The following is a 12,601-nucleotide window of genomic DNA, read 5'->3' as shown; positions in this document are numbered from 1 at the left end:
AGATATTAAGGGGGAATTATGAAGGAAAAAGACTTTATAAAATTATACAAAAATAATAGGGGTTTAAAAAATTTAGAAGAAGCAAAAGAAAAAATAGAAACATTCTGGACTACACTGTTTACTGTCTTAGAGGAAGAAGAAAAAGTTACATTTAAAGGCTGGGGAATATTTAGAAAAAAAGAAATGAATTCAAGAAAGGTAATCCTACCTAAAAATAAAAAAACTATCTATACCACTCCTAAAACTGTAATAAAATTCAGGGCAGGAAAAGAACTAAAGGAAAGTATGGTGATTGAAAATGAATAAGGGAGATTTTACAAAAATATATAGAAAAATGGATAGGACAAAGGTAAGTTTAAAGGAAGCAGCAAAGGATATAAATGTATTATTAGAAACAATAAAAGAAGGACTAAAAATAAGTGGAAAGGTATCTTTTGCTAAAAGAGGAATTTTTGAGGTTGTAGATAAAAAAGCTAGAAATATAGCTAATCCTTCTACATGGGAAATTATGAGAATAAAGCCTCGAAGAACTGTTAGATTTAGAACTTCAAAGCCACTTAAATGGAAAGAAGAAGGAAAATCATGGTAGAATTAAAAAGTAAAAAAACAAGAATTTTTAAAGAAATAATTTACGCTTTTGTTGGAGCAATATTCTTATCTTATGTATTCAGCATATTTTTAAGAGGTGATCTAGCATTAATAATTGGAATATTAGCTTTTCTATTATTTTCTTATTTTGCAATAGTAAGCGATAATATCAAAGTCATAATAGATGGAGATGACCTCATCTTTTATAATGGAAAAAAGAAAAAATATCATTATGCAATAAGTCAATGTTCCTTCAGTTCATCAATTGAATATAGCAGTGGAATTGATACATGCACCCTTGTTGTAAAAACACCAGAAGATGAAATTGGAGAATATATAGATTGTAGTATGCTTGGAGAAAAAAATTACTTAGAACTATTGAATATCTTAGGATTTAATGATGAAGTAGTATTAGAAACTACAAAGAAAGAAAAAGGGGAATTTTAAATGAGAGAAATATTAGAAAATATTTTTAGTGGACCAGTAAAATATATAATGATAATCTACCTTGTAATAGGATTACCACTTACTTTAATTTATAGAAAAAAAATGAAGAATAAAACAAAGAAATATCTTGAAGAAAATCCAACTGCTTCTAAAATAATAATTCTTACAAGTACATTTTTAGGAGACTTTTCAGATAATTTAGATGTAGTAAAAGTAGATGGGAAAAAGCCAAATATATTTTGTGAAAAAATGAAAAGAGGGATACTAGTTTTACCAGGAAAACATGTGGTAGAGGCAGAAGCCTCATGGACAAGGAAAAAAGTATTTAAAACAGTTCATACATCTACAGGGCATAAAAAGCTGGAAATAGAAGTAGAAGCTAAAAAATGTTATAGTTTAAAATATAATACTGAAGAAAAAAAATTTGTTTTTGAAGAAGATGAAAATATATAGATTTAAAACAGATAAATAATCAGAAATAACTTGTAGGGAGAATTGAAAAATGATAAAAATTAAGAAAAGTAAAGGAAGTTTAGGATTTGGATTAATATTTGTAGCAATATGTTTGGTAATTTTAGGAGTAACAACATTAAAAGAAAGATATTTTGAAAAATCTGTACTTGCAATAAATAATAAAACAACATCAAGAATTAATAATGTAAAAATAATATATGCAAATGATAATGAAATAATAGAAGTAGGAGAGATAAAAAGAGAGTCTAAATATAAACATAAAATAGATACTAAGAAAACAGGAACTATTTTATTAGGCTATACTGGATATAATAAAAAAACTTACTTGTATCAGGTAGTATCTCAAATAACTCCTAAAATGGATAGAGTAGAAGTTATCTTAGATGATTCGAGCCACCCAGAAAAAATTAAAATAAAAATAGGAAATAAATAAAAGAAGGTATCAGATAATATGCAGAGTAATATAGAAAATTTAATGAAAAAATGGGGAGAAGATCTAATTAGAGTACTTCCAGGAACAATTTTAAGAATAATATGGATAATTTTCTTAATAATTATAATGAAACATGTTGTTAATATAATTATCCAGGCATTAAAACTATTAATGGAAAAAAGTCATGTGGATGAACTCTTATCATCTTTTATTCTCTCTTTGACTAAAACGATAATATATATAGGATTTTTCTTTTTGGTAATAGGCGGTTTAGGGGTAAAAGCTACTTCCTTAATAACATTATTAGGAACAGCAGGGTTAGCAGTTGGATTAGCATTGCAAGGAAGTTTATCAAATCTTGCTGGAGGAGTCTTAATACTGTTTTTTAAACCTTTTTTAAAAGGAGAATATATAAAAAGTAATTCAGGAGAAGGAACAGTAGAGAGCATTCATATTCTATATACGATTCTTACCACTCTTGATAATTCAAGAATAATAATACCTAATAGCCAACTTGCAAATGCAGCAATAATAAATATATCAAGAAATGATGAAAGAAGAGTAGATCTAACAGTATCAGTAGCATATGGAACCCAAGAGGAAAAAATAAAAAAAATACTGACTGAAATAGCTGAAGAAAACTCTAATATTCTTCATGACAAAGGATATACAATAAGAATGAACAAACACAATTCAAGTTCATTAGATTATGTATATAGAGTATGGACAAAAAAAGAAAATTATTGGGAAGTATATTTTTCTTTAACAGAAAAGGTAGCAAAATATTTTGAAAGAGAAAGAATAGAGATTCCTTATCAAAAAATAGATATCTACAACAAAGCAAAATAGTATATTGGTATAAATTTGGAGGAAGAATGGAAGAGTTGAAAGAAGGTAAAAATATTGAATCAGTTGAAAATAAACCACCAGTAAATTTAGATAGAGGTGGATTTGCATGGGGATTTTTAGGTTTTTTTATTCCAATAGTAGGCTTTATATTATGGCTAGTATGGAGAGATGAAAAACCTAAAACAGCAAAATCATTGGGAATAGGAGCTCTTGTAGGTGTAATAATAGGTTTTATATTTATTGTTATTTATTTCTTGATTATGATGTTTGTTTTAGGAATGGCTATTACTAATGGATAAAAATGATAGATTAAAAGTAAGGTAAAATCTAACAGCAGTAAAAAAATAAAATTATGCTTTAAGGAGAGATTTATGAAAAAAATTATACTGATTTTTATAGCTGGAATAATTTTAGGAGGATTATCTTTTTTTATAAGTAAGATTGTCCCTCAAAATACTTCATTATCTCCACAAGAATTTAGAATAGCAGCAGAAAAACTTGGTTATAGTGTAGATGACTATAAAAAATTAAGATCAGAAGTTGAAGATATATTTCATGGTCAAAAAGACTCACTTATTGCTATAAAAACTAGTGAAACTTATACCAAAGATAAAGTAAAGACATATATATGGTATTTTTTATTTGAAAATGATGATCAAGCATATGATTTTTTCTTTCTTTTAAAAAGTATCTATTCAGCACCTGAAACAATGCCTAGAGGAACTTATATATTTCAATGGGATAATAAAAGTAAGGTGTTTGGAAATACTCAATATTATGATCAAGTAGGAAACAATGGAACTCTTGGAACTATTTGGAGAGTAGATAATACAGTAATTTTTAGTGAATATTTTTGGAGTGAGAGACCTAAGGAATTCTTTGAAGAAATAGGGTATAAATATAAATAACAAGGAGAAAATTATGACAGAGGGAGAGTTTTTAAGATTCTATAAGAAAAGAAATAATAGTAAAAATCTTAAGGTTGTAAAAGAAAAGATAGATTTATTCTGGAATGTATTGCTGAAAGCACTGGAAGAAGATAAAAAAGTAATATTCAAAAACTGGGGAGCATTTGAAAAAAGAGAGATGAAAGTTAGAAAAGTATTAGTTCCAACATGGGAAAAAGCACAGTATATTAAACCTAAGGAATCAATAAAATTCAGAGCAGGAAAAAGTTTCATAGAAATAGCTAATGGTGATACAGATGAATAAGAGAGAACTGACAAAACTATATATTAAATTGAGTTTATGCCCTATTTCACAAAATAAGGCAAAAGAGGAAATAGAAGAATTTTTTGAAACATTGAAAGAAGCTATAGTTATAGATGGCAAGGTGAAATTTCCAAAAATAGGAACATTTGAAATACTCACAAGACAGCCGAGAAAAGTATCTAATCCTGTAACAAGAGAGCTGATGACGATTTATCCCAAGAAAATAATAAAATTCAGAGCATCTAAAAAAATAAAATAGCCAAAATATCAAAAAGGACTATCTGCCATAACAGGATAGTCCTTTTCTTTTTATAGGTATCACTTATTCCAAAGAGTTCAATCTATCTAATACAAGTTTGCATAAAACTTTTATTCCTATCTTTATTGAATTTTCATCAGCCATAAATTCAGGATTGTGAAGAATACATTTTCCTTTGTTAAAATCAGTCTCTGTTCCAAGCCATAGGAAAACAGAAGGAACTTTTTTAGTTACAAATGAGAAATCTTCTCCAGCTGGTAAAGGATTGGGCTGAATGATGATATTATCTTTTCCTAATAGAGGATTTAATGACTTTATAACTTCTTCAGAAAGAGCTAAATCATTAAACATAAAATCATATCCATCTTGATAATCTAATATTCCTGTACACTCATAAGCCTCAGATATATCTGTAACTATCTTGTTAAGCCTCTTTTTTATAAGATCAGCAGTACCAGTATCAAAAGTTCTTACTGTACCTTCTAATTTTACATGATCAGAAACAACATTGTATCTGCTTCCACCAGTTATTTTTCCAATGGTAACCACAGCATTTTCACCAGGTCCCATATTTCTACTGATAATTGTCTGTATTGAAGAAATGATATTTGCAGCTGTAACTATGGCGTCTCTTCCTTCTCCTGGGAGAGAACCATGACTGCTTTTTCCTTTGATTTCTATAGTTATTCTGTCTGATCTGGAATTTGCCACACCAGGTCTGAAAGCAACAGTACCAGTAGGGTTTCCAAATACATGAAGAGCAAAAGCTTCATCGACCTTAGGATTTTCTAAAAGTCCATCAGCCATCATAGCTCTTGAACCACCTATAGGAGCAGACTCTTCATTAGGCTGAAACATGAATTTTACGTTTCCTTTTATTTTATCTTTTAGTTCACTCAGCACAATTGCAGTACCAAGAACTATAGAAGTATGCATGTCATGTCCACAGGCGTGCATTGTATCTGGAACTTTTGAAGAAAACGAAAGATTATTAATTTCATTGATAGGAAGAGCATCCATATCTCCTCTCAATAAAATAGTTTTTCCTTCTTCACTTCCTGTAAGGTCAGCTATTACTCCATGTCCTCCCACATTTTCTCTTATCTTTACAGGTAGCTTTTTTAATTGTTCAGTAACTTTAGCAGAAGTTCTGACTTCATTTCCGCCAAGTTCAGGATGTTCATGAAGATCTCTTCTAAAAGCTATTATTTCATCTATATGTTTATCTATTACATTTTCTATATCAGAAAATTTCATGTAATGAGCCTCCAATCAAAAATTTTTTGTTGAATTAATTAAAGATAAAGTACTTCTCCTGGTCCTAAAGGAATACCTAAAGATATCCAGATAATAGCCATGATTATCCACATAATAAGCATTGCTACTGTATATGGAATCATTGTAGAGATAACAGTACCCATTCCATATTCCTCATCATATTCCTGAGCTAATCCTAAAATGATAGGCATATATGGGAATAGAGGAGAGATTATGTTAGTAGTTGAATCTCCTATTCTATAAAGCATTTGAGTAAGAGATGGAGCATATCCAAGCATATAGAACATAGGAACAAATATAGGAGCAAGTAAAGCCCATTTTGCAGATCCACTTCCTATGAATAGGTTGATAAATGCAGTTAATAGAATAAACATTATGAAAAGAGGAATTCCTTTCAAGTTCATTGAAGTAAGCATTTCAGCTCCATTAACAGCAAGTATATATCCAAGTTTACTCCAGTTGAAGTATGCAACGAATTGCCCAATGATAAATACCAGTACGATATATGAAGACATATCTCTCATTGCAATAGTCATATATTTAGGAACATCTCCAGCTACTTTGATTTTTCCCATAGTGATACCATAAGTGATACCAGCTACTAGGAAAAGTATTAAAAGTATAGGAATGATAGCTTTTAAAAGTGGAGAATCCAGTAAAGAACCAGTTTTTGCATTTCTAAGAAAACTATTTTGAGGGAAAACTGCTACAAATAGAATGATTAAATAAATAGCAGTAGCTATTCCAGAGTTTCTCAATGCTCTTTTCTCTAAAGGTGAAACTTCTTCTTGAGTTATTATTTTTTTACCAGTATATTTTCCAAGTCTTGGTTCAATTATTCTTTCTGTGACAATAGTACCTACTATTGCAAGAAGGAAAGTAGAAACAGCCATAAAGTACCAGTTACATACTACTGAAACTTGAAAATTAGGATTTACTATCTTAACAGCTTCTGTAGTGATACCTGCTAAAAGTGCATCTGTACCAGCAACTAAAAGGTTAGCGCTAAATCCTGCTGTAGTGGCAGCATAACCTACTGCAATACCTGCCAGAGGATGTTTTCCTAAAGAAAGGAAAATAAAAGCTGATATAACCGGGATAACAACGATAGCAGCATCAGAAGCTAAGTTTCCGCATATACCAATTATCATTATCATGAAAGTTATTATTCTAGGATAATCTTTTAATGTAAGGATACTGTTTCTCATGAAAGATGAAACAAGTCCAACATGTTCAGCCAGTCCAATACCAAGTGTCATAACCAGTACAAGACCTAATGGAGAGAACCCAGTAAAGTTCTTAACCATGCTTTGAAGCATAAAGTTTATTCCTTCTGCTGATAATAGACTTTTTGCTACTACTACCTTGCTAGTAACAGGGTCAACTACCTGTATCTTAAATATTGTACATACTGCTGAAATAATAACAATAGCAGCAGCCAGACAACAGAAAAGAATAAATGGATGAGGTATTTTGTTTCCCACTCTCTCTACCCAATCCAGAAAACCATGTTTTTTTGCATTTACATCTGCCATAATAAAACCTCCCTTATATAAAAGCGTTTCAATATTTTCAGACGCCTTTTCAGACATCGATATGATATCTTATTATATATCTTATTTTAAAAAAAGCAACTTTTTTATATTAAAACTATATATAAAAAATTTACAATTTTATTCATTGAATATATATGGAGACAAAAATTCAGCAGAATAGAGAGTGATTAAATTTGATAAAATTAATTAAAAAGAAAAAATAAAGAGAGTGACAGAAAATTTAATTTAACTTCCTGCACTCTCTTATCAATAAAATTATTTATCTGTTCCTTCTACAACATCACCATTAACTACTACATGAGTAGGAAGAGCAAAATTAGATAGAGGATAGTCGCTCCATACAACTATATCAGCATCTTTTCCGACTTTAATACTTCCAACTCTATGATCTTGCTTCATAAATGAAGCAGGGTATAGAGATATTGCTCTTAATGCTTCCCATTTTTCCATCCCAGCTCTCACTGCAAGCCCAGCACAAACATTTAGGTATTGTAATGGAACTACAGGAGCATCAGTAGTGATAGCTACTTTCTTTCCAGCATTGCTGAATAAAGCTACTGATTCAAATCCTTTTCCTTGTAATTCAATTTTTCCTCTGTGTCCAAGTGAAGGACCCATTATCATTGGATAGTCAACTTTCATAAGAGAATTAAATACATCTTTAGCACAAGTACAGTGATCAAGAGTCATATCCAAATCTAATTCCTTAGCAAGTCTTACAGCTGTCATAATATCATCAGCTCTGTGAACGTGAGCTTTTACAGGAATTTCTTTTTTAATTACTGGAATAAGAGCTTCCAGCTTCATATCAAATTTAGGATTCTTTCCGCTTTCTTTATCTCTTAAATATTCTTTTGCTTTAAAAATATATTCTCTGAATAAAGCAGCAATTCCCATTCTTGTCATTGGAGTTTTCTTTTTATCGTTATATGTTCTTTTTACATTCTCTCCAAAGGCAGACTTCATAGCTACAGATTCACTTAAAAGCATATCATCAACGCATTCTCCATATGTTTTGATACATGCAAAAGTTCCACCGAATACATTTGTAGAACCGGGACCACTTCCAACAGTAGTTACACCATGAGCAAGAGCTTCGTTGACAGTTACATCAAGAGGATTTATTCCATCTAGACCTCTCATTTGAGGAGTAACAGGATCATTTTTCTCATTGTGGTCGATACCTTCAAAACCTTGGCTGTCTCCTTTTAATCCTAAATGTGTATGGCAGTCTACTAATCCAGAAGTTACATATCTTTTACCAGCATCAATAACTTTATCAGCAGGAACATCAATAGTTGTTTCTATTGCAGCTATTTTTCCATCCTTTACTAAAATATCAGCTTCTACTTCTCTTTTTTCTTCTACGTCTAAGATAGTTGCATTTTTAATTAATAAGATTCCATTAGTTTCCATTTTATTCCTCCATTTGATTTAATTTTTATTTTATAAATAGATATTCTCCAGGTCCAATAGGAAGACCTAAGAAATACCAGATTATCATTAATCCAACCAGTGTAACAAAGATAACTATTGAATATGGAAGTGTAAGGGAGAAAATTGTACCAAATCCTGCCTCTTCTTCCTTTGAAACTACAATTCCTCTTTTTCTTCTCTCTTCATCATATTGAGCCATCAATCCCAAAATAACAGGAATGTCAGATCTCAAAGGTGAAATTATATTAGTAGCTGAATCCCCTATTCTGAATGCAAGCTGTGCAAAAGCAGGAGAAATATTTAAAAATGCCAGCATTGGAACTATCATAGGAGAAAGAAGAACCCATTTAGTAGAACCAGATACCATGAAAGGATTTATAAAGGCAGTAATAAGAGCTACCAGTATAAGTAAAGGCAGAGGTCCAACATTTGCATTTTTTAGTACAAAAGAACCTTTTATAGCCATAATTTTAAAGATGTTGCTTTTATTTAGAAGTTCAATGAATAGAGATGAACTTAGAATTGTAACCAGTAATGGAACTGCTTTAGCAACTCCTTTTTGAAGATATTTAGGTACATCTCTTGATGATGTTATTTTTTTAACTCCTATTCCAAATCCTATTCCAACTGAAACAAACAGGAAAAAGATTATTGGTACAAGAGAAGAAAGTAATGGAGAATTAGGAAGAAAAGCTCCATTGGCATTTTTAAAGAAAGCATTTGGCGGAAGAGTAAGAGCAGCCATTATCACTGCGAAAAACAGGAATCCATAAAATGAATATTTTAACCCTTTTTCTTCATCTTCAGTCAGCTTGTATTGGTCAAGAGCTTCAGTGTCACCTAAACCAAAATTTTCACCACCAGTTATTTTTACCATGAATTTTTCTGTTACCCATGTAAGTGACAGAGTTAGAAAAATTGTAGACACAGCCATGAAATAATAATTACAGAGAGGTGTAACAGTAATATTTACTCCAACACTTGAAGCAGCCTGTTCTGTAATTCCAGCAAGAAGAGCATCAGTACCAGAGATAAGTATATTTGAAGTATATCCTCCACTGCAAGCAGCAAATCCAAGAATGATACCTAGTTTAGGATTTCTTCCTATAGAAGCATAAAGTACTCCTCCAATAGTGAAGGCAAGAATTACTCCAGCCCCTGACATTATATTTGAGTTTACACATACAAAGATAAGAACAGCTGTAATAAGACTTTTAGGAGCTTTCAGCAGATATTTTCTCATAAGTACATTAAAGAATCCAGTCTCTTCAACTACTCCGATTGCCATCATAACAATTAATACTATTTTTAAAGATGGAAATCTAACATAAGTATCTGGAAGATTAACAATAAGTTTTCTCATGTTATCAAAAGTAAGGAGATTTACTACCTTTACAGTGACCATTTTAGCAGCGTCTCCGACTTTTTTACCTTCATCGAGATAAGTAGCTTCAAAACCTAGTTTAGATAAAACAAAAGAAACTAAAAGAGTAAATAAGATAAAGATTCCAAATAGTATAAAAGGATGAGGTAATTTGTTACCAGCCCTCTCAATAAATTTAATGCACTTAGCAGCAATGCCAGTTTTTTTTACAGTTGTTGCCATAAAACTTCCCCCTTTTGTAGAATAAATTGCATTGTATACAATTCTTTTGTATAATACTACTACAAAATATATATAAAGTCAATTGCTAAAGTGGAAATTTTATAGAAAATATATCAAATAAAAACCATAATGTTATTTATATGAAAAATAAAAATAAAATTTTATATAAATGATACGTTTTTTTCCAAAAAAGTTAAAAATAAAAAGGCTGTTTCACAAATGGAAACAACCTTAATGTATTTAAAATTAATATTTATGAAACTAGAGGACCTAATTTTTTTCCTCCAAGAAGATGGAAGTGAAGATGGAATACTTCCTGACCACCATATTCGTTACAGTTAGTTATAACTCTGTAACCTTCCTCTGCTATTCCTAAGTCTTTAGCTATCTTGCCAATAGCCAGATACATATCTCCTATTATCTCTCTATCTTCAGGAGTTATATCATTTACTGTAGGAATTTCTTTTTTAGGTACTACCAAAATATGTATAGGTGCAGCAGGATTGATATCTTTGAAAGCTAGAACATTATCTGTTTCATAGACAATAGTTGCTGGAATTTCTCTATTTATTATTTTTGTAAAAATAGTAGCCATAAAATCATCTCCTAATTAAATATAAGTCTTATAAAATAAAACTTAGATACTTTCTATTTTGTTGATTCTTTTTTCATGTCTTCCACCTTGGAATTCAGTACCAAGGAAAGTATCTACCATTTCAAGAGCAAGAACGTCTCCGACGATTCTTCCACCCATTGCAAGAATATTGGCATTGTTATGTTCTCTAGTCAATCTAGCCATAGTAGTGTTTGTGCAAAGAGCTGCTCTTACACCGGGAACTTTATTGGCAGCAATAGAGATACCTATTCCAGTTCCACAGATAACAATTCCAAATTCAGCTTTTTTATCAGCAACAGCATGTCCTACTGCATGACCAAATTCAGGATAATCTACAGAGTCAGTTGAATTAGTTCCCAAATCCAATACTTCATATCCTTTTTCAATAAGATGAGTTTTTACTTTTTCTTTTAGCTCAAATCCACCATGATCTGCACCTAAAGCAATTTTCATAATTATTACGCCTCCAAATTTTAAAATTAAAATACAAAAGAACAGGCTGGCAAAAATCTCACTTTTAGTCAGCCTGTGGTATTGCTATTGATTAATCTTCAAAACCTTCAAAGTGAGGGTGTCCGTGCTCTAATTCTTTTTCAGTAGCTTCTCTTACACCAGTTACTTCAACTTCAAATCTGATATTTTTACCAGCAAATGGATGGTTTCCATCAGCAGTTACAACATCATCTTCAATAGCTGTAATAACATATTGCTGCTCAGTTCCATCATCCATATCAGCTATGAACTCAAGTCCTTCATAGATATCTTCGAACTCTTCGAAATCAGCTTTAGCCATTTCTTCAACAAGCTCTTCATCATAATCTCCATATCCTTCTTCAGGAGTAAGAGTCATAACAGTTTTAAACCCTTTTTCTTGTCCTTCTAAAGTTTCTTCGATTTTTGGAACAAAGTTTCCTAATCCGTGGATGTAGAAAAATGGTCCAACTTCCTTTGTATCCTCTAAAAGTTCATTTGTATCGTTATCATAAACTTTAAATTCTAATGTTACTACATTGCTTTCAGCAATTTTCATAAAAAATTCACCTCTTTAAAATAGTTTTTTCTAAAAATCTTCATATAAATAAGAATACCATAATTTCTGATAAATTTCATCAATTTTTTTTAAAATAATAAAATAATATAGAACAGAATAGTATTAGAACCAAAAATACATGAAAAATATATTAAAATAAAAAATATTTAAAGGATTTCTATTTATAATTTAGTAGGTTACAAGTAATGAAGGATTTAAAATCCCATATTATATTTTACATTTTCCATATTCTCTTTGGAAGTTAATTTTTCGAGCAGAATAAATGCTGTTTCCAAAGCATTTTTGGGAGCAGAGGATGTAATGATATTATCATCAATTACAATTTCTTCTCTCACAGGGATTGCTCCATAATTTGAAAGCTGTTTAAAGTATCTGTCATTATCTAAAAGGTAGGTAGTAGCTCTCTTGTTTTTAAGAATGCCGCTTTCTCCTAGAGAGATGACGCCAGTACAGACTCCAAGTATTATTTTATTGTTGTTATGAAAGTGCTGGATAATACTTTGAAATTCTTCAGTTTTCATATCGTTGAAAAATCCTGCTTTGCCGAATCCGCCGGGGATAACTAAAGCATCGTATATTTCTAAATTTAATTTTGTATTTTTTAAATTTATTTCTGGTAAAATTTTAATATTCCATGTACAATTAATTATATCGTGGAAGCTGCAAGTGGTAACAAGAGTGTCCTTTTTTCCTACAACCATATTCCAGCCAAAAACATCGATAAATGGAGATACTTCAAGGATTTCAACGCCTTGTGAAATGAGCACCAATATGTTTTTCATAATTTTCTCCTAA

Annotated in this window: 18 protein-coding genes; 10 read left to right on the top strand and 8 right to left on the bottom strand. The window is 30.7% G+C overall.

Annotation, left to right across the window (positions count from 1 at the left end; translation table 11 throughout):
• The first annotated feature begins 18 nt into the window (after positions 1 to 18).
• The 10 genes from C4N20_RS14965 to C4N20_RS14920 all read left to right on the top strand — a co-directional run bounded on the left by C4N20_RS14965 (position 19) and on the right by C4N20_RS14920 (position 4,262).
• The gene (locus tag C4N20_RS14965; protein WP_005977147.1) at positions 19 to 306 is read left to right on the top strand and encodes an HU family DNA-binding protein; all 288 of its coding nucleotides are present in this window, start codon (positions 19 to 21) and stop codon (positions 304 to 306) included.
• Positions 299 to 589, top strand: a complete 291-nt coding sequence (locus tag C4N20_RS14960) for an HU family DNA-binding protein (protein WP_040490696.1) — start codon at positions 299 to 301, stop codon at positions 587 to 589. Before C4N20_RS14965 ends, C4N20_RS14960 begins: the two co-directional genes overlap by 8 nt.
• Positions 583 to 1,035 (top strand): hypothetical protein, encoded by a 453-nt coding sequence (locus C4N20_RS14955; RefSeq protein ID WP_005977151.1) that lies wholly within the window; start codon positions 583 to 585, stop codon positions 1,033 to 1,035. The genes C4N20_RS14960 and C4N20_RS14955 overlap by 7 nt, the downstream gene beginning before the upstream one ends.
• Positions 1,036 to 1,488 carry a hypothetical protein gene (locus C4N20_RS14950; protein WP_005977153.1) on the top strand — a complete coding sequence of 151 codons (453 nt, stop codon included), beginning with the start codon at positions 1,036 to 1,038 and terminating at the stop codon, positions 1,486 to 1,488.
• 49 nt (positions 1,489 to 1,537) lie between these two features.
• Positions 1,538 to 1,942 (top strand): hypothetical protein, encoded by a 405-nt coding sequence (locus tag C4N20_RS14945; protein WP_005977155.1) that lies wholly within the window; start codon positions 1,538 to 1,540, stop codon positions 1,940 to 1,942.
• A gap of 18 nt (positions 1,943 to 1,960) precedes the next feature.
• Entirely contained in the window at positions 1,961 to 2,791 is an 831-nt protein-coding gene (locus tag C4N20_RS14940; protein ID WP_005977157.1) for a mechanosensitive ion channel family protein, read from the top strand.
• Positions 2,792 to 2,817: 26 nt separating this feature from the next.
• The gene (locus C4N20_RS14935) at positions 2,818 to 3,090 is read left to right on the top strand and encodes a hypothetical protein (protein ID WP_005977159.1); all 273 of its coding nucleotides are present in this window, start codon (positions 2,818 to 2,820) and stop codon (positions 3,088 to 3,090) included.
• Positions 3,091 to 3,162: 72 nt separating this feature from the next.
• On the top strand, positions 3,163 to 3,699 hold the full coding sequence (locus C4N20_RS14930; protein WP_005977161.1) for a hypothetical protein: 537 nt from the start codon (positions 3,163 to 3,165) through the stop codon (positions 3,697 to 3,699).
• A gap of 13 nt (positions 3,700 to 3,712) precedes the next feature.
• Positions 3,713 to 4,003, top strand: a complete 291-nt coding sequence (locus C4N20_RS14925; protein ID WP_005977163.1) for an HU family DNA-binding protein — start codon at positions 3,713 to 3,715, stop codon at positions 4,001 to 4,003.
• A complete protein-coding gene (locus C4N20_RS14920) occupies positions 3,996 to 4,262 on the top strand; it encodes an HU family DNA-binding protein (RefSeq protein ID WP_005977165.1) in 267 nt (88 codons plus the stop codon). The genes C4N20_RS14925 and C4N20_RS14920 overlap by 8 nt, the downstream gene beginning before the upstream one ends.
• Before the next feature lie 63 nt (positions 4,263 to 4,325).
• Here the strand turns inward: C4N20_RS14920 and C4N20_RS14915 are convergent, their stop codons facing one another.
• From C4N20_RS14915 to C4N20_RS14880, 8 genes are all read right to left on the bottom strand, one after another.
• The gene (locus C4N20_RS14915; RefSeq protein WP_005977167.1) at positions 4,326 to 5,519 is read right to left on the bottom strand and encodes a M20 metallopeptidase family protein; all 1,194 of its coding nucleotides are present in this window, start codon (positions 5,517 to 5,519) and stop codon (positions 4,326 to 4,328) included.
• 38 nt (positions 5,520 to 5,557) lie between these two features.
• A complete protein-coding gene (locus C4N20_RS14910; protein ID WP_005977169.1) occupies positions 5,558 to 7,075 on the bottom strand; it encodes an AbgT family transporter in 1,518 nt (505 codons plus the stop codon).
• A 276-nt stretch (positions 7,076 to 7,351) separates the two neighbouring features.
• The gene (locus C4N20_RS14905) at positions 7,352 to 8,512 is read right to left on the bottom strand and encodes an amidohydrolase (protein WP_005977172.1); all 1,161 of its coding nucleotides are present in this window, start codon (positions 8,510 to 8,512) and stop codon (positions 7,352 to 7,354) included.
• 25 nt (positions 8,513 to 8,537) lie between these two features.
• Positions 8,538 to 10,139, bottom strand: a complete 1,602-nt coding sequence (locus C4N20_RS14900) for an AbgT family transporter (protein WP_005977174.1) — start codon at positions 10,137 to 10,139, stop codon at positions 8,538 to 8,540.
• A gap of 253 nt (positions 10,140 to 10,392) precedes the next feature.
• Complete coding sequence (locus C4N20_RS14895) at positions 10,393 to 10,734, bottom strand: histidine triad nucleotide-binding protein (RefSeq protein ID WP_005977176.1); 342 nt, start codon at positions 10,732 to 10,734, stop codon at positions 10,393 to 10,395.
• Between the two features lie 42 nt (positions 10,735 to 10,776).
• Positions 10,777 to 11,208 (bottom strand): ribose 5-phosphate isomerase B, encoded by a 432-nt coding sequence (gene rpiB, locus C4N20_RS14890; protein ID WP_005977178.1) that lies wholly within the window; start codon positions 11,206 to 11,208, stop codon positions 10,777 to 10,779.
• Positions 11,209 to 11,299: 91 nt separating this feature from the next.
• Entirely contained in the window at positions 11,300 to 11,785 is a 486-nt protein-coding gene (locus tag C4N20_RS14885; RefSeq protein WP_005977180.1) for an FKBP-type peptidyl-prolyl cis-trans isomerase, read from the bottom strand.
• A gap of 215 nt (positions 11,786 to 12,000) precedes the next feature.
• Positions 12,001 to 12,588, bottom strand: a complete 588-nt coding sequence (locus C4N20_RS14880; protein ID WP_005977182.1) for a DJ-1/PfpI family protein — start codon at positions 12,586 to 12,588, stop codon at positions 12,001 to 12,003.
• Positions 12,589 to 12,601 lie beyond the last annotated feature (13 nt).

The sequence above is a fragment of the Fusobacterium ulcerans genome (assembly GCF_003019675.1).
GTDB classification, from domain to species: domain Bacteria; phylum Fusobacteriota; class Fusobacteriia; order Fusobacteriales; family Fusobacteriaceae; genus Fusobacterium_A; species Fusobacterium_A ulcerans.
This window is presented reverse-complemented; position numbering and strand designations above follow the sequence as displayed.

Coding starts and splice junctions, on each gene's coding strand:
- C4N20_RS14880 (WP_005977182.1), bottom strand. CDS start 12,588: ATGAAAAACATATTGGTGCTCATTTCACAAGGCGTTGAAATCCTTGAA.
- C4N20_RS14930 (WP_005977161.1), top strand. CDS start 3,163: ATGAAAAAAATTATACTGATTTTTATAGCTGGAATAATTTTAGGAGGA.
- C4N20_RS14950 (WP_005977153.1), top strand. CDS start 1,036: ATGAGAGAAATATTAGAAAATATTTTTAGTGGACCAGTAAAATATATA.
- C4N20_RS14935 (WP_005977159.1), top strand. CDS start 2,818: ATGGAAGAGTTGAAAGAAGGTAAAAATATTGAATCAGTTGAAAATAAA.
- rpiB (WP_005977178.1), bottom strand. CDS start 11,208: ATGAAAATTGCTTTAGGTGCAGATCATGGTGGATTTGAGCTAAAAGAA.
- C4N20_RS14925 (WP_005977163.1), top strand. CDS start 3,713: ATGACAGAGGGAGAGTTTTTAAGATTCTATAAGAAAAGAAATAATAGT.
- C4N20_RS14900 (WP_005977174.1), bottom strand. CDS start 10,139: ATGGCAACAACTGTAAAAAAAACTGGCATTGCTGCTAAGTGCATTAAA.
- C4N20_RS14955 (WP_005977151.1), top strand. CDS start 583: ATGGTAGAATTAAAAAGTAAAAAAACAAGAATTTTTAAAGAAATAATT.
- C4N20_RS14885 (WP_005977180.1), bottom strand. CDS start 11,785: ATGAAAATTGCTGAAAGCAATGTAGTAACATTAGAATTTAAAGTTTAT.
- C4N20_RS14905 (WP_005977172.1), bottom strand. CDS start 8,512: ATGGAAACTAATGGAATCTTATTAATTAAAAATGCAACTATCTTAGAC.
- C4N20_RS14960 (WP_040490696.1), top strand. CDS start 299: ATGAATAAGGGAGATTTTACAAAAATATATAGAAAAATGGATAGGACA.
- C4N20_RS14965 (WP_005977147.1), top strand. CDS start 19: ATGAAGGAAAAAGACTTTATAAAATTATACAAAAATAATAGGGGTTTA.
- C4N20_RS14920 (WP_005977165.1), top strand. CDS start 3,996: ATGAATAAGAGAGAACTGACAAAACTATATATTAAATTGAGTTTATGC.
- C4N20_RS14910 (WP_005977169.1), bottom strand. CDS start 7,075: ATGGCAGATGTAAATGCAAAAAAACATGGTTTTCTGGATTGGGTAGAG.
- C4N20_RS14915 (WP_005977167.1), bottom strand. CDS start 5,519: ATGAAATTTTCTGATATAGAAAATGTAATAGATAAACATATAGATGAA.
- C4N20_RS14940 (WP_005977157.1), top strand. CDS start 1,961: ATGCAGAGTAATATAGAAAATTTAATGAAAAAATGGGGAGAAGATCTA.
- C4N20_RS14945 (WP_005977155.1), top strand. CDS start 1,538: ATGATAAAAATTAAGAAAAGTAAAGGAAGTTTAGGATTTGGATTAATA.
- C4N20_RS14895 (WP_005977176.1), bottom strand. CDS start 10,734: ATGGCTACTATTTTTACAAAAATAATAAATAGAGAAATTCCAGCAACT.